The sequence below is a fragment of the Paenibacillus sp. FSL H3-0469 genome (assembly GCF_038051945.1).
In the GTDB taxonomy this organism is placed as follows: Bacteria; Bacillota; Bacilli; order Paenibacillales; family Paenibacillaceae; genus Paenibacillus_AQ.
This window is the reverse complement of sequence record NZ_CP150302.1, coordinates 5,626,258-5,648,750: the sequence shown is the minus strand read 5'-3', so window position 1 is coordinate 5,648,750 and position 22,493 is coordinate 5,626,258. Positions and strand designations below refer to the sequence as shown.

The 22,493-nt window shown below is 55.4% G+C and carries 17 protein-coding genes and 1 riboswitch; of the genes, 3 read left to right on the top strand and 14 right to left on the bottom strand.

Annotated elements, in window-relative coordinates; all coding sequences use genetic code 11:
* Positions 1–24 precede the first annotated feature (24 nt).
* From qoxB to qoxD, 3 genes are read left to right on the top strand one after another with little or no spacing between them, the layout of a single operon-like run.
* On the top strand, positions 25–1,974 hold the full coding sequence (gene qoxB, locus NSS83_RS24760) for a cytochrome aa3 quinol oxidase subunit I (protein ID WP_076157033.1): 1,950 nt from the start codon (positions 25–27) through the stop codon (positions 1,972–1,974).
* Positions 1,971–2,567, top strand: coding sequence for a cytochrome aa3 quinol oxidase subunit III (gene qoxC, locus NSS83_RS24755; protein WP_036693560.1), 597 nt, complete (start codon positions 1,971–1,973; stop codon positions 2,565–2,567). The genes qoxB and qoxC overlap by 4 nt, the downstream gene beginning before the upstream one ends.
* A 1-nt stretch (position 2,568) precedes the next feature.
* A complete protein-coding gene (gene qoxD / locus NSS83_RS24750) occupies positions 2,569–2,862 on the top strand; it encodes a cytochrome aa3 quinol oxidase subunit IV (RefSeq protein ID WP_036731442.1) in 294 nt (97 codons plus the stop codon).
* 226 nt (positions 2,863–3,088) lie between these two features.
* On the opposite strand, the gene NSS83_RS24745 is transcribed toward qoxD, so the two are convergent.
* From NSS83_RS24745 to NSS83_RS24680, 14 genes are all read right to left on the bottom strand, one after another.
* On the bottom strand, positions 3,089–4,216 hold the full coding sequence (locus tag NSS83_RS24745; RefSeq protein ID WP_341346732.1) for a hypothetical protein: 1,128 nt from the start codon (positions 4,214–4,216) through the stop codon (positions 3,089–3,091).
* Between the two features lie 122 nt (positions 4,217–4,338).
* Positions 4,339–6,048 (bottom strand): methyl-accepting chemotaxis protein, encoded by a 1,710-nt coding sequence (locus NSS83_RS24740; protein ID WP_341346731.1) that lies wholly within the window; start codon positions 6,046–6,048, stop codon positions 4,339–4,341.
* Positions 6,049–6,184: 136 nt separating this feature from the next.
* Positions 6,185–6,883 carry an ECF transporter S component gene (locus tag NSS83_RS24735; protein WP_341346730.1) on the bottom strand — a complete coding sequence of 233 codons (699 nt, stop codon included), beginning with the start codon at positions 6,881–6,883 and terminating at the stop codon, positions 6,185–6,187.
* Complete coding sequence (locus NSS83_RS24730; protein WP_341346729.1) at positions 6,856–8,565, bottom strand: ABC transporter ATP-binding protein; 1,710 nt, start codon at positions 8,563–8,565, stop codon at positions 6,856–6,858. Before NSS83_RS24730 ends, NSS83_RS24735 begins: the two co-directional genes overlap by 28 nt.
* Positions 8,481–9,425, bottom strand: a complete 945-nt coding sequence (locus NSS83_RS24725) for an energy-coupling factor transporter transmembrane component T (RefSeq protein WP_341187060.1) — start codon at positions 9,423–9,425, stop codon at positions 8,481–8,483. The genes NSS83_RS24730 and NSS83_RS24725 overlap by 85 nt, the downstream gene beginning before the upstream one ends.
* Complete coding sequence (locus NSS83_RS24720; RefSeq protein WP_341346728.1) at positions 9,422–10,300, bottom strand: DUF4430 domain-containing protein; 879 nt, start codon at positions 10,298–10,300, stop codon at positions 9,422–9,424. Before NSS83_RS24720 ends, NSS83_RS24725 begins: the two co-directional genes overlap by 4 nt.
* A gap of 454 nt (positions 10,301–10,754) precedes the next feature.
* Positions 10,755–12,920 (bottom strand): S-layer homology domain-containing protein, encoded by a 2,166-nt coding sequence (locus NSS83_RS24715; RefSeq protein WP_341187058.1) that lies wholly within the window; start codon positions 12,918–12,920, stop codon positions 10,755–10,757.
* Positions 12,921–13,133: 213 nt separating this feature from the next.
* Positions 13,134–13,327: riboswitch (cobalamin riboswitch) on the bottom strand.
* Positions 13,328–13,928: 601 nt separating this feature from the next.
* Positions 13,929–17,138 carry a hypothetical protein gene (locus tag NSS83_RS24710; protein ID WP_341346727.1) on the bottom strand — a complete coding sequence of 1,070 codons (3,210 nt, stop codon included), beginning with the start codon at positions 17,136–17,138 and terminating at the stop codon, positions 13,929–13,931.
* Positions 17,135–18,397 carry a hypothetical protein gene (locus NSS83_RS24705; protein WP_341187056.1) on the bottom strand — a complete coding sequence of 421 codons (1,263 nt, stop codon included), beginning with the start codon at positions 18,395–18,397 and terminating at the stop codon, positions 17,135–17,137. Before NSS83_RS24705 ends, NSS83_RS24710 begins: the two co-directional genes overlap by 4 nt.
* Before the next feature lie 48 nt (positions 18,398–18,445).
* Positions 18,446–19,081 carry a beta-mannanase gene (locus tag NSS83_RS24700; RefSeq protein ID WP_341187055.1) on the bottom strand — a complete coding sequence of 212 codons (636 nt, stop codon included), beginning with the start codon at positions 19,079–19,081 and terminating at the stop codon, positions 18,446–18,448.
* A 30-nt stretch (positions 19,082–19,111) separates the two neighbouring features.
* Positions 19,112–20,383: a VWA domain-containing protein gene (locus tag NSS83_RS24695; protein WP_341187054.1), complete on the bottom strand. Its 1,272-nt coding sequence runs from the start codon at positions 20,381–20,383 to the stop codon at positions 19,112–19,114.
* Positions 20,384–20,791: 408 nt separating this feature from the next.
* A complete protein-coding gene (locus NSS83_RS24690) occupies positions 20,792–21,649 on the bottom strand; it encodes an IS3 family transposase (protein WP_341348716.1) in 858 nt (285 codons plus the stop codon).
* A gap of 11 nt (positions 21,650–21,660) precedes the next feature.
* Positions 21,661–21,957 (bottom strand): transposase, encoded by a 297-nt coding sequence (locus NSS83_RS24685; RefSeq protein WP_341346726.1) that lies wholly within the window; start codon positions 21,955–21,957, stop codon positions 21,661–21,663.
* Positions 21,958–22,262: 305 nt separating this feature from the next.
* A complete protein-coding gene (locus NSS83_RS24680; protein WP_341346725.1) occupies positions 22,263–22,445 on the bottom strand; it encodes a hypothetical protein in 183 nt (60 codons plus the stop codon).
* Positions 22,446–22,493: the final 48 nt, after the last annotated feature.

The following is a 22,493-nucleotide window of genomic DNA, read 5'->3' as shown; positions in this document are numbered from 1 at the left end:
AACACACTGAAAGGAGCTACCCTAATGGATTTAGACAAATTTAAGGTTCACGGCGAACCCTTGATATACGGGGCCATGATCAGTATTGCACTGGCAACCATCGGGATTCTCGTAGGGCTTACCTATTTCAAGAAATGGGGCTATCTGTGGCGCGAATGGCTGACCACGGTTGACCACAAAAAAATCGGGATCATGTACATCCTCGCGGCACTGCTGATGCTGTTCCGCGGCGGTGTAGATGCGATGATGATGCGTCTGCAGACGGCTGCGCCGGAAATGAAATTCCTCGATGCGCAGCATTACAATGAGGTCTTCACCACCCATGGTCTGATCATGATTCTCTTCATGGCCATGCCGTTCATCATCGGTCTGATGAACGTAATCATTCCGCTGCAGATCGGTGCACGGGACGTTGCCTTCCCGCGGCTGAACGCTGTCAGCTTCTGGCTCTTCTTCATGGGCGCCATGCTGCTGAACATTTCCTTCGTCATCGGCGGATCGCCGGATGCGGGCTGGTCAGCATATTTCCCGCTGGCGAGTCTTGAATTCAGCCCGACCGTAGGGAACAACTACTACTCTCTGGCTCTGCAAATATCCGGTATCGGTACGCTGATCACCGGGGTTAACTTTATCGTAACGATTCTTAAGATGCGCGCACCAGGCATGACGCTGATGAAGATGCCGATGTTCACCTGGTCCGTACTGATCACCAACGTTATTATCGTCTTTGCCTTCCCGGTTCTTACCGTAGCGCTGGCCATGATGATGTTCGACCGCCTCTTCGGCTCCCAGTTCTTCACGATGGCCAACGGCGGGATGGATATGCTCTGGGCCAACCTGTTCTGGGTCTGGGGACATCCGGAGGTCTATATCGTAATCCTTCCGGCGTTCGGTATTTATAGTGAGATTATCGCCACCTTCTCAAAGAAGAACCTGTACGGCTATACCTCCATGGTATTCAGTATGCTGATCATCTCGCTCCTGTCCTTCCTCGTATGGGCGCACCATTTCTATACGATGGGTCAAGGTGCCATGGTCAACAGCTTCTTCTCGATAACAACGATGGCCATAGCAGTACCTACCGGGGTCAAAATATTCAACTGGCTATTCACCCTGCGAAAGGGCAGGATTACCTTCACGACCCCGATGCTGTACACGCTGGCCTTTATCCCGATCTTTACGATCGGCGGGGTAACGGGTGTCATGCTGGCGATGGCCAGCGCCGATTACCAGTATCACAACACGATGTTCCTGGTTGCGCATTTCCACTACGTGCTGATTCCGGGTGCTGTGTTCGCTGTCATCGCCGGGTTCCACTACTGGTTCCCTAAAGTGTTCGGCTTCCGCCTGAATGAGCGGCTGGGCAAGCATGCCTTCTGGTGGATCATCATTTCCTTTAACGTAACCTTCTTCCCGCTGTTCTTCCTGGGTCTGATGGGAATGACGCGGCGTATGTATACGTACTCGGAGGAATCAGGCTTCGGTCCGCTCAATATGCTGAGCTTCGTCGGGGCCGTCGGGCTCGCCATCGGCTTCGTGATCCTGGTCTACAATATTTACTGGAGTACCCGCTATATGCCAAGAGATACAACCAACGATCCTTGGGATGGCCGGACACTGGAATGGGCTACGCACAGTCCGATCCCGCTCTACAACTTCGCCATTGTGCCTAAGGTTGAGACGCGCGATGCTCTATGGTCTGCGAAGCACGAGAATATTCCGCTGTATACAGATACTAAATACACCAAGATTCATATGCCAAGCAATACCGGCAAGCCGTTCATACTCGGTGTAGTCTTCTTCTTCCTTGGCTTCTTCCTGGTATTCAGCATGTGGATTCCGGCGATTGTCTCCGGGATTGGAATCCTGGTCGTGCTGGCCTTCATGTCCTTCGATAAGGACCAGGGCTACTACATTCCTGTAGAAGAGATTGCAGCTACAGAAAAGAAACTGATGCGGGGTGAGACTGTATGAAAATAGATGCGTCCAAGCCGCTCGAATATTCAACGGAAGAGAACAGTAACAAGATCTTCGGCTTCTGGGTCTTTCTCGGAGCCGAGATCCCTCTCTTCGCTACGCTGTTCACAGTATATTTCGTAATGGTTAACCGCTATGCCAGCGGACCTAGCGGCAGCGAGCTGTTCGAGATCGGCCCGGTGCTGATGGAGACCTTCCTCCTGCTGTCAAGCTCCTTCACCATCGGTCTGGCTGTCCATGCCATGCGGCATGGCTACAAGAAAGCCATGATGGTCTTCATGGCGATTACGCTGGTGATGGGTCTGGCTTTTGTCGGTATCGAAATCGACGAGTTCTTCACTTATGTGCATGAAGGAGCTACGCTGCAGACCAGCGGTTTCCTCTCCAGTCTGTTCATCCTGCTGGGAACGCATGGTCTTCACGTCAGCTTCGGTCTGCTGTGGGGAATTGGCATTATGATTCAGTTGTGGAAGCGCGGCATTACGCCCGCTACCGCTAACAAAACGTTCATCTTCTCCTTGTTCTGGCACTTCTTAGACGTGGTCTGGATCTTTATCTTCAGCTTCGTCTACCTGAAAGGACTGATGTGACATGATGAAGCAACTATTCCCAATTAAGCATGTGATGGGTTATGTAGCCTCTCTGGTCCTCTCTGCCGCTGCACTGATCGTTATTTACGGAGACCTGTCCTCCAGTGCCAATATGGTTGTACTGCTGGTTACAGCGCTCATACAGGCCTCCTTGCAGCTGTTTGTGTTCATGCACATCGGAGAATCGGCCGATTCCAAAAAAGAATTGTATATCAACATCGCATACGCCATGTTCGTGGCTCTGGTCACGATCTTCGGCACCCTGTTCATCTTCGTATGGGGCTGGTATGCTTAGCCTGTAAGAAGCAGAGGGGCGTTATGCTCCTTCTAGTAATCTACAAGTGGAAACGGCTTTGCCGTCCTTTTAAAGGACGGCACCGTTTCAGCGAGAAATAGAAGGATAATTTATCGTGTGCAACATATAAATTCTTATATTTTAAAAAAAGCGGTCCGTATCCGGTAGATTTACCGGTACGGACCGCTTTTTTTTGGATTTTAAAAATTGCCCTCATGATGAGGTTCTACTTTAGCTGAACTATGCTGCTGCTGCTGCCGCTGTCATCCCGCTCCGTATACGCAAGCTGCTTGCCTGAGGGGCTCCATGAGGTGGTCATCGTCCCGTTGCTCTCCGCAATCTGAACGGACTTGTCAGAAGACAGATCGTAGGCATATAAGGTATTCTTCGTTATACCCTTCTCCTCAATAGTTACACTATAGGCGACCAGACGTTGGTCTGGAGACCAGGAGACGGCCCCAAGCTCGGCGCCTTCCACCAGGGTCCGCGGATTCTTACCGTCAGTGCCGCTCAGCAGCAGCGCCTGGGTATTCTCCTTATACTGCAGGATCAGCATTTGTTCTTCGTCCGGTGAAGGGATTACACTGCTGGTACCCGGAATATTCAAGTCAGCCTTCGCCTTAGTTTTCAGGTCCAGCGTTTGCAGCGAGTCCTTCGAATTACTGGTGTAATAGATCTTATCCTTGATTTGTCTTACAACACTCAGGCTCTCCCCGCCCAGTCCCTCCACCGGCGCAATCTTCATGGAAGTAGTGGCTGTATAAGCACCGCCGCTGTATGCCGGACCGACTACCGTATCCTTATCCGCCCACTCGGCCCCCATTGCCCCCGCAATGGTATCGCCCTTGATGGTGAAGGTCTTTTTGGAACCCAGATCTATCACATTGTAGGCAGGGTCACCCAAGGAGAATTCACTATAGAGCAGAAATAACTGGTCGGCGGACAGCTTAGCATCCCCCAGCATCATGTTCGCCTTCTCTGTAATCAATTCGTATTCGCCGCTATCCAGGTGGAAGAAATACAGGCTCTGCGGATAGGAACCCTTCAGCTCTCCCGAGCCGATCGGCCCAAGCTTATCGTTCGCCTTAGACACGACAATGGTTTGATCATCTTTCCAGTCGGAAATCGCGATTTGCTCATACTGCTTAACTTCCCCAACCTTTACGCCAGCAGCTTCAGCAGGTACCGGTGTAGCCTTCGGTCCTTCGGTCGGCTGGGCAGAAGCTTCTACAGGAGCCGCAGTTGGCTGTGGAGTGGGGCTAACCGCCGGAGCATCAGCCTGATTGGAGCTGCAAGCTGCAAGTGTCATTAACAAGGCTGGAACTACCGCCAGCTTCCATGTTCGGGTATTCATTATAGAGACCGCCTCCTTCAGGTTAATACTAATACGTTCAAAAGCCCGGCTCCGCTGAGGATGCCCGCGATTCTCCAGGGTTCCTCGGCCGGATCGGGCCAGGTTAATATCTATTATAGCAGTTACAGCCGGAACCTTGCCAGATGCTTCTGCAGGTCCTCGGCCAAGGTAGCCAGGAACTGTGCCGAGGAGGACATCTCTCCCATCGCGGTCAGTTGCTCCAGGCTTGCTTCGCTGGTGCTCTGAAGGTCTGCGGCGCCTTTGCGCGAGATTTCGTTCACCGTCGACATGGACTTGGCTGCTTCCTCCGATTCCTGTGCGACATGACCGATAACCTCTGTAATCTGTTCAGTCTGCTCACTGGCGGCCTGAATGGAGGTCTGGATCGCTGTAAAGGCTTCCGATACCACTTCGCTCTGCGCTACACCATGAGAGACAATACCGGAGCCTTGCTCCATCGATTCTACGGCACTGGCGGTCTGCTGACGGATGTGATTAATAATCTCCGTAATCTGCAGCGAGCTGGTTCCGGTAGCCTCCGCCAGCTTGCGGATCTCACCGGCTACTACAGCGAAGCCACGGCCATGCTCTCCCGCCCGGGCGGCTTCAATGGAAGCATTCAGGGACAACAGATTGGTCTGGGTCGCAATCTCATTAATGGTTGTAATAATGGTGTTAATCTCTTCAGACAGGCTGCCAAGGTTGCCGACAATCTGCCGGCTCTCCGAGACACTGGAGTCAATCTCCCGCATCTGGGCCAGAATCTGTTCTACTGCGTACACACCGCGTTCCGTGGAGGAGGCAGCCTGCTCCATCAGGCGGGTCATTTCGTTACCGCTATGCCGGGCTTCGGCAATCTCATAGGACATCGTCCGCACAGACTGCGTAGTACGGGTAATGCTCTCCGCCTGCACATCGAATCCGGTTGCGATCTCGCCTGACGTCTCAGCGATAACCTGTGAGGCGTGTGCGGTCTGGTCGGCACTGGCACTCATCTGCTGGGAGGAGGCCGAGAGAATCTCGGCGCTCTCCGAGACGCCGCGCATCATATTTTTCAACCCGTCCAGCATGGTATTGAACGAGGTATTAATCTGGCCGATCTCATCCCTGGACCGGTAAGCGGCAGAGGCCGTCAGATCTCCTTCTTCCGCCCGCTTCATCAGCCCCTGCAATTCCTTCAGCGGCCCTGTAATCAATCTGGTGATGATCACACTTAGGACAATACTGAGCAGCAAGGCCAGTGCAATCAGAACGCTGCTTAGCGTAACAGAGCTCTTGGCACTGTCAGCCGTACGCGTATTATGGGCAGACGCATCCTGAATGAATAACGTCGCTGTCTCTTCAAGCAGCCGGACCATTTTGTCACGCAGCTCATTAAAGGTCTGGCCCGTGAACACCTGATATCCTTCGTCGTTAAGATCGTTTTCGGCCAGGTGGATAATATTATCACGCTGTGAGCGGTAGTCCGGCAGCAGCAGGGTATATTCGTTCACATAAGCAGCAATCTTCTCATTGTTAAATTCAATCTTCCTCAGTTCGGCCATCAGCTCATTGTTCGTCTGGATGTTCTCCTGAATTCTCGCCTTCAGCTCCTGCTTCTTGGCGTCATCCGTGGTAATCAGATCCTCCAGCAGAAAAGACTCAATGGCCCGGTTGTTCCCGCGGATCTCCGTTACGAAATAAATCGGCTGCAGGTTCTGCCTGTACGTCTCTTCAGACCTGTCCGCCATTCTGGTTGTCGTCAGAATACCTGTGGTTCCGATCCCGATCAGCAGTAGGATAACCACCGCTATCAGTACAATCATTTTATGCTTAATCTTCAGATGTCTCATTTCCCGTTATCCCGCCTTCTCGAATCTAGCTGTAACCTTATTTATCGGAGAATAACATCGAATTGTTGATGGCCCTGCTAAAAAAAATGTCGAAAAAAGAAGAAAAATATCGTTTTAGTAAAGCGCTATCTATTAATTATAATTCCATTCGCTCTTGAAGCAAGCCATATTTCTTGCGGAATCTCTGCAGCACCTTGGTCCAGACTCCGGCCAGCACCGCTAAGAAGAATACATTCGACAAGGCATGGGCCAGATCGAAATAAAAGCTCGCGGCAAACGTAACGGCAACCAGCCGCCAGCTAAAGGCATCAGGCAGACTGAGCAGGACCCAGATATTCATAATCCAGCCGAACAGGAACCCCCAGATGAAGCCAAACACCAGCAGCCCGGCCCGCTTGCGCAATAGCCAGCTCCTCCGCAGCCACCCGGCTGTAAGTCCGGTCATGCCCCAGGCAAACATCTGCCATGGTGTCCAGGGACCCTGCCCGAAGTAAATATTCGAGACCAGCGCGGCGACTGCACCGATGACGAATCCCGCCTCTGCCCCGAAGACATAAGCGGAGAGGATGACAACGGCCGACACAGGCTTTACCCCCGGCAATGCGGCAAAAGGAATCCGGCTGACCGCAGCAATAGCGGACAACACCGCCAGCAGCACAAGTTCACGGGACTGGAGCGGGCGGCGCTCCAGCCGGATGAACAGCGGCAGGAGAGCGGCCAGCAGCAGCACCACGCTAAGCAGCACATAATGCCGGTCAGTGAATGCTGCGGTAAGCGCAAGACCCGAGATGAAGAGTCCCAGGGCGATTAGCAGCGGTATGCGGAAGCGGGCCATGTGTGAATCACATCCTCTATTGTCAATGCCTGTGGCAGCCAGTCCCGCACCATCCGGTTGACTGCCGTGGTATAGAAGTAATTACTGCTGAAGAACTCAGCCGGTGTGCCCTCCGCCGTAATTCCCCCATCGAACAGGAGCGCGCAGCGCGTAGCATGCTTAGCCGCGAACTCTACATCATGCGTTACGATAAGAATACTGATCCCCTGCCCGCGCAATTGCTGAAGCAGGGCGGCCAGCCTGTCTTTAGCGGCCGGATCAAGCCCCTTGGTCGGCTCATCCAGCAGCAGAATATCCGGTTTCATGAGCAGCATCATGGCAAGCGCGGTCTGCTGCTGCTGCCCGCCGCTGAGATCATGCGGATGGCTCTGCAGCACCTCCCGGAGCTGAAACACTTCGAGCAAAGCCTCAATCCGGCTTGCTGCTGCCTCGGGGGATAACCCGGCGTAGCTGCCCATATGCTGCAGCTCCTCAGCCACTGTATCATAACTGAAATAGAGCAGGGGATTCTGCGCCAGCAGGCCGGTAGTCTTGCCCTTGGCCAGCTCTATCTTGCCGCGCTGCGGCTTCATCAGCCCGTTCAGCACATGCAGCAGGGTGGACTTGCCTGCGCCGTTCCCGCCCATGACTGCCAGGAGCTCCCCCTGCTTAAGTGTCAGCGAGAGCTTCCTCAGGACCTCCCGGCCCTCCTTCTCATACCGGAAGGTTACTTCGCGGCAGGTGAGCAGAGACTCCGCCCCGGCAGCCTGGAACCCCTCGGAGGAGGACTTCATGGATGCTGAAGGCCCATTCAAGTTATTAACCAGCTCAGCGCCTGTACCAGCATCCGTTCCAGCCTTCAAGGTATGCAGCCAGCGTCTGCCCTCGCGCACGGTCAGCGGAATATTCTCCGGCGCAGCCGAATCCGCTTCCGGAGCGAGTGACAAGTACAGGCGTGAGGCGGCTGGCAGGTAACGCTCAGCCGAAGTCAAGGCCCCGCTGCCGGTCTGACAAGCGAACAGGCGGGGAGCGGCATCAGCCAGCAGCTTACCGTCTTCCAGCATCAGCACACGATCCGCCAGCGGCAGCACCTCCTCCAGCCTGTGCTCGCTGATGATCACCGTGACCGCCATTTCCTCGTTCAGCCGCTGCAGCGCCATAATGAATTCCCGCGCAGCAACAGGATCAAGCTGAGAGGTAGGCTCATCCAGCAGGAGCACCTTGGGCTGAAGCAGCAGTACTGAGGCCAGGTTCATGAGCTGCTTTTGTCCGCCTGACAGCTCATGTACCGGACGGTAGAGCAGCGGCTCCAGCCCGAACAAACCGCAGATCTCTGCCAGCCGGGTCCGCATGACAGCAGGCGGCAGCCCCAGATTCTCCATGGAGAAGGCCAGCTCATGCCAGACTGTATCCATCACGATCTGTGCATCCGGGTTCTGGAAGACCATCCCGATCTCCCCGGCAGCCACCGCTGCCGGAAGCCCGGACAGAGGCTGCCCTTTGTAGGTCAAGGTTCCGCTGGTTGAACCTACCGGGGCGAGCTCCCGCTTCAGATGGCGCAGCAGGGTGGTTTTGCCGCTGCCGGACGGGCCGCAGAGCACGACAAATTCACCCTCTTCTATGACGAACGATAGCTCATGGAGTGTGTCTTTGTCTTCTTCAGGGTATCGGAAGGATAATTGCTGTGCTTTGAGGATCTCCATAACCATTTCTCCTTTCCTTCCAGCCCCGCAGGAATGAGCACGAACAGGCAGAAGCTGCCGTACATGACGGCCTCCTGCCAGCCGAATTCCGCCGGTCTCATCCGCGGATAAATCTCCAGCTTGCCGTAGCCCTGCACCCAGAACAGCAGCGTAACCACACTGCTAACGGTTAACAGCAGCATCACCAGCTTATCCTGCAAATCGGCCTTGTATATCGTGTAAGTGCTGCGTTTAGTGCTGCCGTATCCGCGGGCTGTCATGGAGTCTCCAGTCTGTAGGGCTTCCTCCAGCGACCAGGTCAGCAGCACTTTGAGCAGCGTCATTCCGTCTGTCATTCTTTTCTTAAGGCTTCCCGTACCGGTATCTACCCCGCGCAGACGCTGGATCAGCGTAATCTGGCGCAGCCGCCGCTGGAACAGCGGCACGAACCGGATGGCCATCAGCGTCAGCAACGCCATTCTCGGCGCAGCCGCCGCGAACAGGTACATGAATTTATCAGTGGTTACCGTGTAATTGTAGGATATAAACCAGATAAAAATAGTAAGCAGCATTGTCATCATCATCAGTCCATACAGCACAGCTTCCAGTGTAATAGGCTGATCCAGCCAGTAGAACAGAATATGCGCTCCTCTATGCGAGAATAGCGGGTTCAGCAAAGCCACGGAAGCTGCCATCAGCAGCATAAAAGGCAAGCCGCGCACAAGCAGCCGCCCTTGTCCCTGCAACAGCAGCAACGCCAGCAGTCCGGCTATCTCTGTAGCCAGAAATAACGGATGGAAGATCAGCAGGGCGAATAGCAGCAGCCCTGTATAATACAGCAGGGCTACTACCGGATGCATGGAACGGAAGCCGCTGCTCATGGCGCCTTGGCCCCCAGGTCTTTGCCTAGATCAAGCGTATACAGCCACTCGATGGTATCTCCGGGCTCCACGATCCAGCTGCCTGCAGCCTTGGACGGAAATTCTCCATTCACCTTGTACATCCAGCCGCTCTCTGCCCCGTGATCACTCTCATACAAATTATCTATACCTTCCACGTAAGCAAATGCCTTGCTGCCCTGATATTCCATCTGGATCTTCTGCCCCCGTGTAATCCGCTTCAGCAGGTCCAGCACACTCTCTCCCTGCTTGATCTCATACTGGGCGGCGGCCAGAATCACACCATGCTCCTCATCTCCGGTGATGGAGAGGGTGACCACGTTGTCCGGCTTGGGTGTAACTGCCGGAGAATGCGTGGCGGCTGGCGGCTTGGGCGTGGCCGCCGGAGCGGGCTTGGGGGTCGGCGGCTTGATTGTGGCCGCCGGGGGCTGCGCCGCCGCTGCGTTTGGCGGCGCCTGGGTCTTGGCGGGCTCGCTCGCGCCCGCCGGTGGCTGCGCCGCCGCTGCGCTTGGCGGCGCCTGGGTCTTGGCGGGCTCGCTCCTGCCCGCCGGGGGCTGCGCCGCCGCTGCGCTTGGCGGCGCCTGGGTCTTGGCGGGCTCGCCCCTGCCCGCCTGCGCTGGAGCTGCCGTACCATCCGCAGGGGCGGATGGTACGGCAGTGCCCTCAGCGGCTCCCGGCAGCGGAGCCGCTTCGTCTCCAGGCCGCGGCGTCTGCGCGGCCGGGGTCCCGGCGGGCGGCTGCGTGCCGCCGCCTGCCTGATCCGGCTGCGCAGAGGAGCAGCCGGAGAGCAGCAATACCATCAGCAGGAGAAGCAGCGGAGCCAGCCTTCCCCGGCCTCTTTTGACTAGATAGAACATTACCTGCACACCTCCACAAAAAGGGAAAAGAACGGGGGCCAGTCAGCCTGTTCCCCGTTCCTTCATACACCTTATGCTTACTTTTCAAGACATATCCGAACTAATTCCAAGCAAAATCGCCTGTCTAATGGGCCTGCAACGCTTCAACAACCCTATACGCCTCAACTACTCATCGGCACGGGGGCGTTAGTTAGATTTTCTACACTTAATTATTCTTGTTACGCACCTGTATAGAAATTAGTTGGATTTCAGGCATCTAATTCTGCCCACAACCCATCATACGGGAGCTTCGGGCGTGAATAAGTGTTGTTTTTCCAACTAACTCCCGCTTTGCAGCAAATCCTGCCAAATTAGATGTCATTTATCCACTTATTGTCCGCCCCAGCGTACAGCACCCATCCTGCAGCGGAATGGAACTTTCAACTAAACTATACCATCCCCTACTCTTACTCAACTATGGCAATCTAACCGCTACAGCAGCAGCCATCTCACGGGTTACCACAGCAGTAGGCTCAAATGCGCCGCCGGTGCCGCTCATATATCCAAGTCCCGTTACCGTGCGGACAGCGGACAATGCATAGTCACTAATTTTATCTTCGTCGCTGAACTTACCAGCGCCTGCTCCGGCTCCAGCTGCATCCAGCTTAAAAGCTCTAACCATCATCACAGCCATATCCTGGCGTGTAACCAGCCCGTCCGGTTTGAACGTCGTGGCGCTCACGCCGCTGATAATACCTAACTCCTTCGCGCGGTTCACTGTTCCATAATACCATGTACCCGCCTTAACATCACTGAAGGCCCCAGCGGAAGACGCCGCAGACGGCTCGTTCCCGGTTAAGCGCAGCAGCAGTGCTGCAAATTCAGCACGAGTAATATTCTTTTTCGGTGCAAACAGCAGACTGCCCTCACTCACACCATTCATCAGCTTGCGGTCATACGCCGTGTATACCGACTCCAGCGCCCAAGGCGAGATCGACTTCACATCGGCAAAAGCCGGACGGTCCGCCGCCGCAGAAGCCACCGTTACCGGGACCGTATGACGGACAACTGCTGGGGTTTTATCCTTCAGATATCCCGTAACCGTCAGGGTATATTTATTCGCCGGCAGACCTCCGACCACAACAGCCACGCCCGCAGCATCTGTAACTGCTGTTTTACCGCCGATGGTTACCTGTACGCCTGCTGCCGGTGAAGTTACCGGATCAGAGGTGAAGGTCGCCTCATTCCATACCCATTGCTTCTGGGTTACCTGCACCTTCAGCTCTTGTCCAGGCTGCGGCTGTGCGGGAGTCACGGTTACGGCATCAACCACCTGCGTGTTGTCCCCGCCATAATAGACTACTATGCGGTCATTCTCCTCCAGCGCGAAATCGCCCATCCCTACACTTGGATAGATCCATGCTCCGCCGCGGGCAACCACATACATCCAGCCATCATATCCGCCAAAAGTACCCGCAATCACGCCGCCGATCCCCGTCACATAATTGCCTGCTTCATTGACCAGGGCCAGGCGCTTAGCGGCGGCTGTCTTTTCCAGTGCCTTAAGTACATTTCCGGCGTACACGCTGCCCTCAGCCAAGGTTCCATTTGGACCTTCCACAGTAACCGAGACACTTACCTGAGGATTCTTCACTGGTGTGCCGCTAAAATCAAAGAGCTTGCCGCCTGTACCAAACAGCTTGTACGCTACCAAAGCCTCCAGAGCCTGCTCCGTTGAGAGCGGATTGGAGCTGCCGCCCGCAGTGTGGACGAATCCGCCACCCTCTGCGCTGAAGCTCAGCAGCTTGCTGACCAGATTGATCTGGCCTTTGGTGTACTCTGCTCCCGCCGGATCAATGCCGAAGGCAGACAGACCGATAATGGCCTGAGCCACACTCTCGCTGCTGTCGCCATATCCGCCGTTCTTGTCCTGTGCCTTAGCCAGCCAGGCTGCCGCCCGCTGACCAGCAGTATTCACGGCTGCTTCCTGCTTGTGTCCAGCCAGTGCATTCAGCGTCATCGCTGTCATATCCGGATCACTCGCACCCGTGGTCAGGGTGAAGCCGCCGTCCGGGTTTTGCTTCGCCAGAATCTCTGCCAGCAGCTTAGACTGTGTCCATTTCGCATTTGCCGGGATTGTATAACTGCCGGAATCCAGAGCCAGCAGTGCATAGACCGGATTATTCAGCGTCTGGCCGGTAATTGCCTCGTGATTGTAGAGCTTCTCGATCAGGTTATAGCCTGCCACCTTCTCAGGGTCGCCGCCCAGTGCCTTAACAGCAAGTGTGATGCGGGCATAGTCCGTAGCTCTGGCAAAAACACCCTTAGCCTCACTCAGCTTACCTTCAAGCGCCTTCAGATAGCTGGCTGGAACCTTGTAGCCTGCTTGTGCAAGGCCAATCGCCTGCCAGTCCGACTGGACTCCGTTCTTCAGCATGTATTCTGCAGTAGCATAGACCGCAGCGGTCACACTGGCTGCCTCACTTGCGGGCAGAGCGGATACCGCCGGTGCGGAAGTTCCGCCTGCCTGTGCAGCAGCAGCTTGTCCTGCCGGGGCTACGGCTGCTCCCAGCAGTGCAAACAGCATGATAACAGCAAGTCCCAACCGTGTGAACCTGAATGATAGAGAATGGTTCTTCATAACTAACCTCTTTCCTGAAATAGAATGGATAAATCCTGCTTCCTTACGCAGATAGAGCAGCAACCTAAAGACCGCCCTATGCAGGGCGGCCGGGGAAGAACTTTCGCACAGGGCGGCTGAGGGAGTTGATTACTCTCCCACATTACATACTATACAGCACATACAGCCCTCGCCAATATCAGCATCTGCTTCACATTCTTACCCCCGAAGAATAGAAACAACATCGAAAAAGGCAGGTCTCCTGGCTCATACTTCACCGCTTCCCCCGCCTTCCCATCCGCTTAGCAGACAGTGGCTCTTCAGGAGTTGCTCCGTATTTACAGTGGCGGGACCGCGCCGGACTTGCACCGGGCTTCCCTTTTAAGCAGATTCCTCTATTAGACATAGCCCTGCCAGCATCTGCTAGCGACAGCGCGCGGTCTCTAAGGCAATCTGCACCTTTTCCTCAAGCTTATTAAATTTTAATATTCTCAAACCATCATATCGACTATTCCCCTGTATGTCTATAGACAAGCTACATCTATTCCAGCTCCCCCAAAGCTCAGCCCATTCCGCACAAAAATCCTGAACAGCACATGCCCGCTCCTCCGGCACATCGTACTATTCAGGACTATAAAAAGTTACTCTTCTGCTGCTAATCAAGACGTTGGTCTACTGCTAATCAACACACTAGCGCACCTATGGAGACACCGGCAGAAGGCCGATTGTATTATGTACATCAGAATTAGTATAAAAGCAGCTGATAACGCATTCTGTTGCACTTCATACCATCAATTCCGGCAAATCCCCTCAGCCGGGCCAAATCCCAAAAATCTACTGCACCAAATACAACAGAACGCCATATTAACTCCATTATGCCTGATTCTAGTGTACGAAGTGCAATTGAGAAGCTTCTTTCGGACATCAGCGCACTTATAGGCTACAATTCACATATGTCGATTGAATTACTCTGAGCACTACCCGATCGCGTTAGTTAAAAGCTTACGCAGCCTGCTTATGGCCGCTGTGTTATTCCGCATCCGTGTCCGCTTCCGGGCTTGCGGAAGCGGATGGCTCCGCACTAGGCGCGGCTGTAGCTGTAGCTTCCGGGGCGCTGCCCGGATCTGCCGCCAGCTTCAGCGAGTATCTTCCGGCGGTGATCATATCACCCGCCGCCAGCTTCGCGCCTGCTGATAGCTCCACCGTCACCTCGTATACGCGTGACGGAAGATTCCCCGCCGCCGCTGGAGAGGCGGCGGCTCCACTGTCCGCATCGCCGTCCGCTCCGGCACCTGCTTCACCCTTCGCATCGCCGTCTACTCCGGCGCCTGCCTTACCGCTCGCATCGCCGTCCACTCCGGCTCCTGCTTCACCCTTCGCATCGCCGTCCACTCCGGCGCCTGCTTCACCCTTCGCATCGCCGTCCACTCCGGCACCTGCCTCAGCCTTGGCACCGCCGTCCGCTCCGGCTCCTGCCTCACCCTTCGCACCGCCGTCCGCTCCGGCACCTGCCTCACCCTTAGCACCGCCGTCTGCTCCGGCTCCTGCTGCAACCTGGCAACTGCTAACCGTTGCCTTAACCTCATAGTCCGTAACGCCGCTGGCGGACTCCACACCGATCCGCTCCGGCTTGAAGGCGGAGCATTCCGCAGCATCAGTGAAGCTGAACAACAGCTTCACGCCGTTCTTCTTACCCGCTTCTCCACTTCCTGCTCCGCCCTCCGCGTTTCCGCCAGTCCCTGTATCACCGCCGTTATTCCCGCCGCCGATAAGCCGGACAGAGACGGGAGCCGCTACAGCGGCTTGTCCGGTCACTGCCGGAAGCGGGCTGGGGCTGGCCACCGGCGCAGCTGTATCCTTGCCGCGTCCCCCTAGCTGGCTCAGCAGGATAACCGCCGCAATCAGAATGATCCCGAGGATGCTCCCTGAGATCAGGATTTGAAATCGGCTGCGGCTGACCCACCGCGCCAGCGGCGAAGCCAGCTGGGCGCGGGCTTCATTGTAGACAGTCTGCATAGCAGGCGTTGCTGTGTCGAGATGGGTTTTGCGGAATTCCCGGTTCTTGAACGCCTCGCGGTCGCTCTTCAGGAAATACCTCAGCACGGCCCGCTTGTAATTCGGCCATAGCTTCTTGCCTGAGCTTGCGAACAGCCAGCTATGCTGCGACCAGTCCAGGAACCGGTACACTGTCTCCTTGTCATTGCCCGCTTTGCGGACTACCAGATCCAGCAGCGCATCATAATCCAGCGGTCCGCCTTCACGTTCACTGCTGTGATAGAAGGCCAGCGGCAGCCGGTCGAATGGCTCAAGACTCCGCGCTTCCTTCAGCCACCGCGCGCCGAGCAGCTGTACATCGTCCAGCTCACGCGGCGTCAGTCCGGCAAAAATCTCCTCGTCCGGCGACTCCTCCCCGAACCAGCGGTAGGCTGCACGCAGCGCATTCGCTTTGCGCTTCGCAATCGCATCGAGCGGCGGCTGCCAGTCTGCCGTATCCCGGTAACGCAGGAACGAGATCTCCAGCAGCTGCTCCATTGTCAGCTCGTCCAGCGAGATCCGGTTCAGCAAAAAGCGGTCGGCAACCGTGCCCAGCTCCTCCATAACGGACAAGGCCTCCGGGTATACACCGCCTCTGCGGCGCTGCTTCTCTGCCTGCTGGACCGCTTCATGAACAGCCGTTACCGCCGCTACCGGTTCAAGCTCCCGCTGCAGCTTCTCCAGCAGATATTCCTTGAAGGTATCCCGTACCGCTGCCTGCTGAAGCACCTCTGGAAGACTCCGGCCGAAGTGGCCCACGAGGCGGAGGATATCCGCCGTTCCGGCAGCAGCTGCCAGCCGGGATTCCAGATACGGCTCGAACAGTGCTCTGCGGAAGAGAGATTGGGACAGCACTTTTTTGAAGAACGCCTCACTAAGCTCCGCATCGCTCTCAATAATTCCGTAAGCCGCCGCCAGCACATCCTCCCTGCCCCCGGACTGGCAGTTCAGCATCCCGTTGATGAAGTAATCGACGATCTTCATCCGGTAATTATGGCCCGGCAGCGCGTAATACGCCTTGAACTGCTCCAGGATTTCCACTGACGGAATCCCCTTCTTGCGGATCAGATCATATTCGCGGTCGAACCGCTCCAGGAACATATCATTCAGCCGCACCCGCGAGTCCAGCTTCCCCTCCGGCTTCAGATAGGACAGCAGGCCGCCGAGTATAGCGTTCTTGTTGTCTGTATATAAAGCTTCGTTCCCTTGCTCGATTTCATAAAAAACCGCCAGCTCATTGTAGAGCGCCAGCGACAGCTTACGGTCCGTACTCTCTCCGAGCAGCAGGCTGTCGGAAAACTTAGCGAAATCACGGAGGCTTCCGCCCTTCTCCACCAGCGTCTTCCAGGCCAGATCGGCATAGATTTGCCGCGACTCGCCGAAGTCGGTATTCAGGAACCTTGCTCCTGCCAGATCGAAGATATAATCCTTCTCGATATTGCGGTCGCCCGGACGCAGAGAGCCCTTTTCCACGAAGGTCAGATGAATATATTTGCGGCTCTGCGGTTCCTTGGCATACGTGATCACTCCCAGCCTGCGGCGGAAGTCATATGGCAGCGCAGCGAAGAGTACCTCGGTCAGCCGGACCGCACGCTGCGACAGCTCACTGATGGGAACATCCAGCGTTACATAGATTTTCTTCTTCCCGGCTACGGACAACATTACCGCCTGCAGCAGGGCTTTGAACAGCTCTTCTGTGAATCCTAGACCGGACAGCACGCTGCGCGGATCTGACGGCACGTCCAGCTCTCGGGTTGCCACGGGAATCGACTCCAGCTCAGGCAGGGTCCCGCCAGGCTCCCCCTCATAGCTCCGGGCAAACCCCGCGTGCAGCCAGCTTCCATACCCCTCGACAATCTCTTCGGAGCGGATAGGCGGCACCACGAAATTATGGGCAAAAAAAGCGCTCCGCTGCCCCGTAAAATCCGCCGCCAGATAACGGCTCTCTCCGATCACAGTCTCGTTGCTCTCCGTATGGAACAGGTGCAGCGCAGCCGGATATAGCTCCTCATCCTTCTCGCCGCGCGCCGTAAGCTCAGCCGGGGCATCGTATAGGCAGAAGGGGTGCAGGATTTTTTTGACAAAATTATTATCGAGACTCTCCGATTTCGCTACCGTATCGAAGCCCTCTGTAGACCGGTACACGCCGCGGCGCTCGCGGGTATACATCTGCTGGGTGATCATGGACCCTGACAATCTGTTCACGGCCCGTCGCTCCCCTCAATATAATTCAGCTTGTGCAGCAGCCAGATGAACGGCTCATCGACCCGGATCGGACTGACCACACCCTCCACCTTCTGATTGACCGGATTGCTGCCCAGCGCAGACACGGCGAAATACCCCGTATTGGCAAAATACACATCCATCGTATCCTTGAACGGACGGTCCACCTTCTCAATGAAGCGCCGGATCTCACCGTCGATGTTGTGGAACTCGTCCATATTCAGCGTTTTGCGGTGCACGTAGTTGTTGAACACATTGCTGTTCGACTTGATGTAGTCGCCATCCTCATCCTTGAGGGAGTGGAGCATATCGCTTTTGGCCAGGACGACTGCGGTCGGAATCTCGGTCTTGCTCTTCTCCTGATAGGCGATGAAATCACCGAACATGGTCAGCACCACATCACGCGGCTCATCATACTGCGATACCCACTCTCCCGGGCGGTCGCCGAAGTTAATGCGGATCTTCTCCCGGACCGAACGGATCTGCAGCGGATCGACCATGAACAGAATCCCTGCCGAGTTCTTGATATGCTGGCCGTGCAGGCCTAAGTAATCCTGATCGACCATTCCTTCACCGGCGACATCGAAGAACACCAGCGTCAGCGGGGGCTTGGACTCATCCTTGAACACAAACTGGAAAATAAACGGCTCCTGCATCTTCTCCTTCTGGGTGGACGCCAGCAGATCCCCGCGCTCGAACAGCGGCTCCTCATACAGGGTACGGAATTTGCGGCTGATCTCGGCATTCAGCGGCATACAGGCTGCGTCGAAATGCCCTGCCGTTGTATGCTGTAGCGTATGGATCAGCGAGGTCATATAGACAGACTTCCCGACCTGGGAAGCTCCGATAATCGAGATAATATTGCTAGGCACCTTGCCTGCTGTTACAGGCAGTTCGTTATGGCAGGACGGACAGAGCCGTCTGCGGGTCATCACTCCATAACGGTCGGTGAGCCCGGTCAGGACGTTGTCTGTATAATGATGATACTCCTCCGGGATATCCGCCGGCTGCAGAACTGCTTCCATATCATCCACCGTATCGAGGCCGAAGCGCTCCCGGTATTTATTCAGCAGATCATCCTCACCGAGCGCATAATTCTCATCATCCTCACGGCTGTGCATGGCCCGGAACACCACTTCCTCCGGCTCAAAGCGCGTGAAGCAGAACGGGCAGACAATATCGTAATACAGCGGCCTCGCTGCGGGCTGATTCTTCTTCATGAAACGGCTAAAAAAAGACATTTCTCATCCTCCTCAGGGTTGTGTCAGCACCCGGTATGCTGCTCCCGCTCACTCGGGAACCAGCTCATAATACGTCCCGTATTTCGGCCCATCGGTGAAAAAAATACGGATGAAGTCGTCCTTGCCGACCTCAATCGGCGGGAGCTGGTTGCGCCCGGGAGCGAAGTCCTGGACGAACGGGAATCTTGCACCGTCCTCCTTGGAGGATGGATGCGCATCCCGCTTTTTGACGTAGCAGAGCACTTCCTTCGGCACCGGCACCTCGGCAGTAATCGTCATCTGCACGGTTTTCAGCTTGCTGAACAACCCTTTTTTGTGCTGGACCGCGTAGTAGATCCTCGCTTTGCCCGCACTGACGAGCGCCCGGTTACCGCCATCCTGCTGGCGGACCAGTAACGTCTCCCCATTCTCACTGAGCCGCACGTAAATGGTGTAAGCCACCATCCCGATCTCGTCCAGCCGGTCCCGGTATCCGTTATTCGCTTTGTATTCTTCACGCGTGTAGAGCTTCATGCCCGGAGGCGGATGCTCATGACCGTCCGGCGCCTCCGCAGAGGCCTTATGAATATATACCGCCTGTACACCGTCCGGCCAGCGCCAGCGCAGCGTACAGAACCGGTCCTCCACTCTGGATACAACTTCGGTAATCACCGGTGCTCCAGCGTCTGCCTCGGCGTACTTCATGGCAACCTGCCCCTTTCCCTGCATCTGGCTTTAGAACCCTTTACTGCCGCGGTTACGGCGGGGTGAATGAATGCTATCCACAGGCGCATTAGCAGCCCCTGCAGCTCTTCCCCGGCGCGACAAGCGCCCTTCCCCTACAGGCACGATATATGTGAACAAGGTGAGAATAGCCGCCAGAACGAGCAGCGCCAGCAGCCGGGTCATAGGGTCCCAGAGCGTGTCGCCGTTCAAGCCGGATTCCAGAATCAGCCCTGCCACAAGTCCCGATACCGCGCCCCCGATACTGAAGCTCCGGGCCAGATGGCGGTTATCGAACACAATGCCAAGGCCCAGACCCAGCGCCGTGCCGAGCAGCATCAAGGCCAGCACACGCACCACAGCATAATAAGGGCTGTCTGCGGTCTGGTCGCTGCGTTCGGTCAGCAGTGTCCGGTCCCCCAGACGGTCATAAATCTGCTGGAATACGTCGCCAAGCCGGTTCGCATCGGCCACATCATAATACTGTCCGCCGGTACCGCTGGCGATACTCTGAAGCAGATTTGCGCCGGACGGATCATCCAGGGCCAGCCCGATTGTATTCACTTTTATCCCACGCGCCACATAGTCTGTCAGCTCCGTAGAGGTATTGAACTGGCTGACGCCGTCGGATAAAAGAATAACCATCGCCCCGCGGTCTGCGCCGTCTTCATGAATCACCTTCATTGCTTCAGCCAGTGCGCCGCTGATATTCGTTCCGCCTTCGGTGGTCTTCAGGCTGCTGATGACCTCCATCACCTTCTCGCGGTTCGCCTCTTTGGAGAGCGGGAGCAACGGCTGGACCACGGAAGCTTCATTGCTGAAGGTGACTACGGCGACTTTGTTGTCTTTTTTGAGCTGCTGCACCAGATTCTTGGCCGCCGCGTAGCGCCTGTCTGACGGATCGCTCTGCGACATGCTGCCGGAATCATCGATCACCATGACGACATTCTTCACCGGCTTGCTGCCGCCGAAGTTCAGCTCGTACACGAACTCGGTCAGCGTACCCACGCCGAGCAGCAGCACGACCATGAGCGGGAACATTTTCCACGAGGTGCCCAGGTAACGCAGCTTCCAGGACTGTCCGTTCAGCCTCGGCGAGATGGTCTCTGCGACCAAAGCGCCTATTCCAACACATAAGGCCACGATGGCAAAATAAATGCCGACCAGCACCATCTGAGGTAAATCATACGGCCTGCGGTCCAGCAGCAGCTCACCGAGCACAAACGCTACACCCGCGCCGAGCAGACTGAACAGCAGCAGGAGCAGATTGATTTTTCGCTGCATTGCATTTCATCCTTTCCGGGAAAAGCTTGATCTTCACACGCTTCCCCATTCCATTCTATTGCACATCCGGCAGTGGAATGAATGAGAATTGTCCTACGAAGCCTGTATGGTTAGGCTCGGGATGAGTCCAGGTCCGGGCCAGGTCCAGGGCCAGGTCCCTGAGCCCAGGCATTATTATAGTGAACCCTCGGATTTTCGGCCGCCCCTCCAGTAATCAGGGGCACTAATGCTCCTCATTTGGCGGTTCGGCACACTTTCGGCGAAATCAGGGGCATTTGTGCTCCTCATTTGGCGGTTCGGCACACTTTCGGTGAAATCAGGGGCATTAGTGCTCCTCATTTGGCGGTTCGGCATACTCTCGGCGAATTCAGGGGCATTTTGGACTCCTGTCAAGAAAGTAGACAACAACTACATCGTTTTTCGCTTAAATGTGGCTGCAAACTGAACCGGAGAAACGTAACCCAGCGCCCCATGGATTCGTTTGCGGTTGTAGAAAAATTCAATGTACTGGAAGATGGCATCATACGCCTGTTGCTTCGTTTTAAATCGATTCCAGTACACCAACTCTTTTTTTAAGAGGCTGTGAAACGATTCGATACAGGCGTTATCATAACAGTTTCCTTTGCGGCTCATGCTTGCAGTCATCTGGTACGACTTTAGGCGTTCCCGGTAGTCTGCAGAGGCGTACTGGGAGCCCCGATCCGAATGATGAATCAAGCCCTTCCCGGGGCGTTTGGCCTGATAAGCAGCGTCCAGAGCGCCTTGTACGAGGTCAGTGGTCATCCGGTCGCTAAGCCGCCAGCCGACAATCTCCCGGGTACACAGGTCCAGTACGCTCGCCAAGTACATCCGTCCTTCCCGGCAGGGAATGTAGGTGATATCCGCCACCCACGTCTGGTTCGGCTTTTCCGTGTGAAATTGCTGGTTCAACAGGTTGGGGGCAATGGGTAACGGATGGTTGGAGTCGGTGGTGCATACCCGAAATCGTTTCGCGACACAAGAGCGCAGACCGAGTTCCTTCATATACTTTCCTACGGTGCGTTCACTGACCCGGTGCCCTTCACGTTCGAGGAGAACCTTGATTTTGGGACTGCCATAGCGACCCTTAGAGTCATGGAAATGATAGGCTATCCGCTTTAATAGCAACGCTTTGCGGGTGGCTTGGGGGCTAGGTTCTGCTGTTCTCCATTTGTAATAACCGCTCCGGGACACCTGAAAGACACGGCACATCTTCTCCACAGGGAACTCGGAGCGATGATCTTCAATAAGCTGAAATCTCAGTTCTTTGGGTTGCTGAAGATGTGCACTGCTTTTTTTAGGATGGCCATCTCTTCGGTCAGGTCTGCGAGCTCTCGCTCCCTCTCCTTCAGTTGACGTTCCAGCTCTCTGTATTTGTCTGGAGTAATGATGGGCTCATTCTCAAACTGCCGATACTGTCCTAGCCATTTATGCAACGTTTTGGCGGGGATGTCCAGCTCCAGGGCCAATTCCGCTACCGTTTTCGTCTGCTCCTGGATGTACTTGACGGTCTGTCTTTTGTATTCTTCATTGTAGCTTCTCCGTGTTCCACTCATGGGGACACCTCCTCGTTAAACTAATTATCTCTATTCTCTTAACGGGTGTCCACGGTTAACACTAACAGCATTTGTGCTCCTCATTTGGTGGTTTTGCACACTTTCGGAGAATTCTGGGGCATTAGTGCTCCTCATTTGGCGGTTCGTCACACTTTCGGTGAAATCAGGGGCACTATGCCCACACTCATTAGCATCAAAGGGATTTATCCCCCTCATTCCGCCATTTGGCTCACTTTCACCAGCGTCAGAGGGATTTATCCCTCTCATTCCGCCATTTGGCTCACTTTCACCAGCATCAGAGGGATTTATCCCTCTCTTTCTGCCATCCGGCCTATTTCCGCCAGCATCAGAGGGATTTGTCCCTCTGTTTCTGCCATCCGGCTCACTTCCAGCAGCGTCCGGTCAGCCGCCGAACTCGCGTGGACTATAGATCCTGCGGTTGTGGTAGCCTGACCAAATATAATAGTTTGTGATAGCACTCTTCTCATCTCATCCCGTCTCCGCTCATCAGCACTCGTCCCATCTCCGCTCATCAG

Excerpts from the sequence above, each read along its gene's own strand:
- NSS83_RS24715 (WP_341187058.1), bottom strand. The coding sequence starts at position 12,920 with ATGAAGAACCATTCTCTATCATTCAGGTTCACACGGTTGGGACTTGCT.
- NSS83_RS24720 (WP_341346728.1), bottom strand. The coding sequence starts at position 10,300 with ATGTTCTATCTAGTCAAAAGAGGCCGGGGAAGGCTGGCTCCGCTGCTT.
- NSS83_RS24730 (WP_341346729.1), bottom strand. The coding sequence starts at position 8,565 with ATGGAGATCCTCAAAGCACAGCAATTATCCTTCCGATACCCTGAAGAA.
- NSS83_RS24685 (WP_341346726.1), bottom strand. The coding sequence starts at position 21,957 with ATGAGTGGAACACGGAGAAGCTACAATGAAGAATACAAAAGACAGACC.
- qoxD (WP_036731442.1), top strand. The coding sequence starts at position 2,569 with ATGATGAAGCAACTATTCCCAATTAAGCATGTGATGGGTTATGTAGCC.
- NSS83_RS24700 (WP_341187055.1), bottom strand. The coding sequence starts at position 19,081 with ATGAAGTACGCCGAGGCAGACGCTGGAGCACCGGTGATTACCGAAGTT.
- qoxB (WP_076157033.1), top strand. The coding sequence starts at position 25 with ATGGATTTAGACAAATTTAAGGTTCACGGCGAACCCTTGATATACGGG.
- NSS83_RS24695 (WP_341187054.1), bottom strand. The coding sequence starts at position 20,383 with ATGCAGCGAAAAATCAATCTGCTCCTGCTGCTGTTCAGTCTGCTCGGC.
- NSS83_RS24735 (WP_341346730.1), bottom strand. The coding sequence starts at position 6,883 with ATGGCCCGCTTCCGCATACCGCTGCTAATCGCCCTGGGACTCTTCATC.
- qoxC (WP_036693560.1), top strand. The coding sequence starts at position 1,971 with ATGAAAATAGATGCGTCCAAGCCGCTCGAATATTCAACGGAAGAGAAC.
- NSS83_RS24745 (WP_341346732.1), bottom strand. The coding sequence starts at position 4,216 with ATGAATACCCGAACATGGAAGCTGGCGGTAGTTCCAGCCTTGTTAATG.
- NSS83_RS24705 (WP_341187056.1), bottom strand. The coding sequence starts at position 18,397 with ATGTCTTTTTTTAGCCGTTTCATGAAGAAGAATCAGCCCGCAGCGAGG.
- NSS83_RS24680 (WP_341346725.1), bottom strand. The coding sequence starts at position 22,445 with ATGAGAAGAGTGCTATCACAAACTATTATATTTGGTCAGGCTACCACA.
- NSS83_RS24740 (WP_341346731.1), bottom strand. The coding sequence starts at position 6,048 with ATGAGACATCTGAAGATTAAGCATAAAATGATTGTACTGATAGCGGTG.
- NSS83_RS24725 (WP_341187060.1), bottom strand. The coding sequence starts at position 9,425 with ATGAGCAGCGGCTTCCGTTCCATGCATCCGGTAGTAGCCCTGCTGTAT.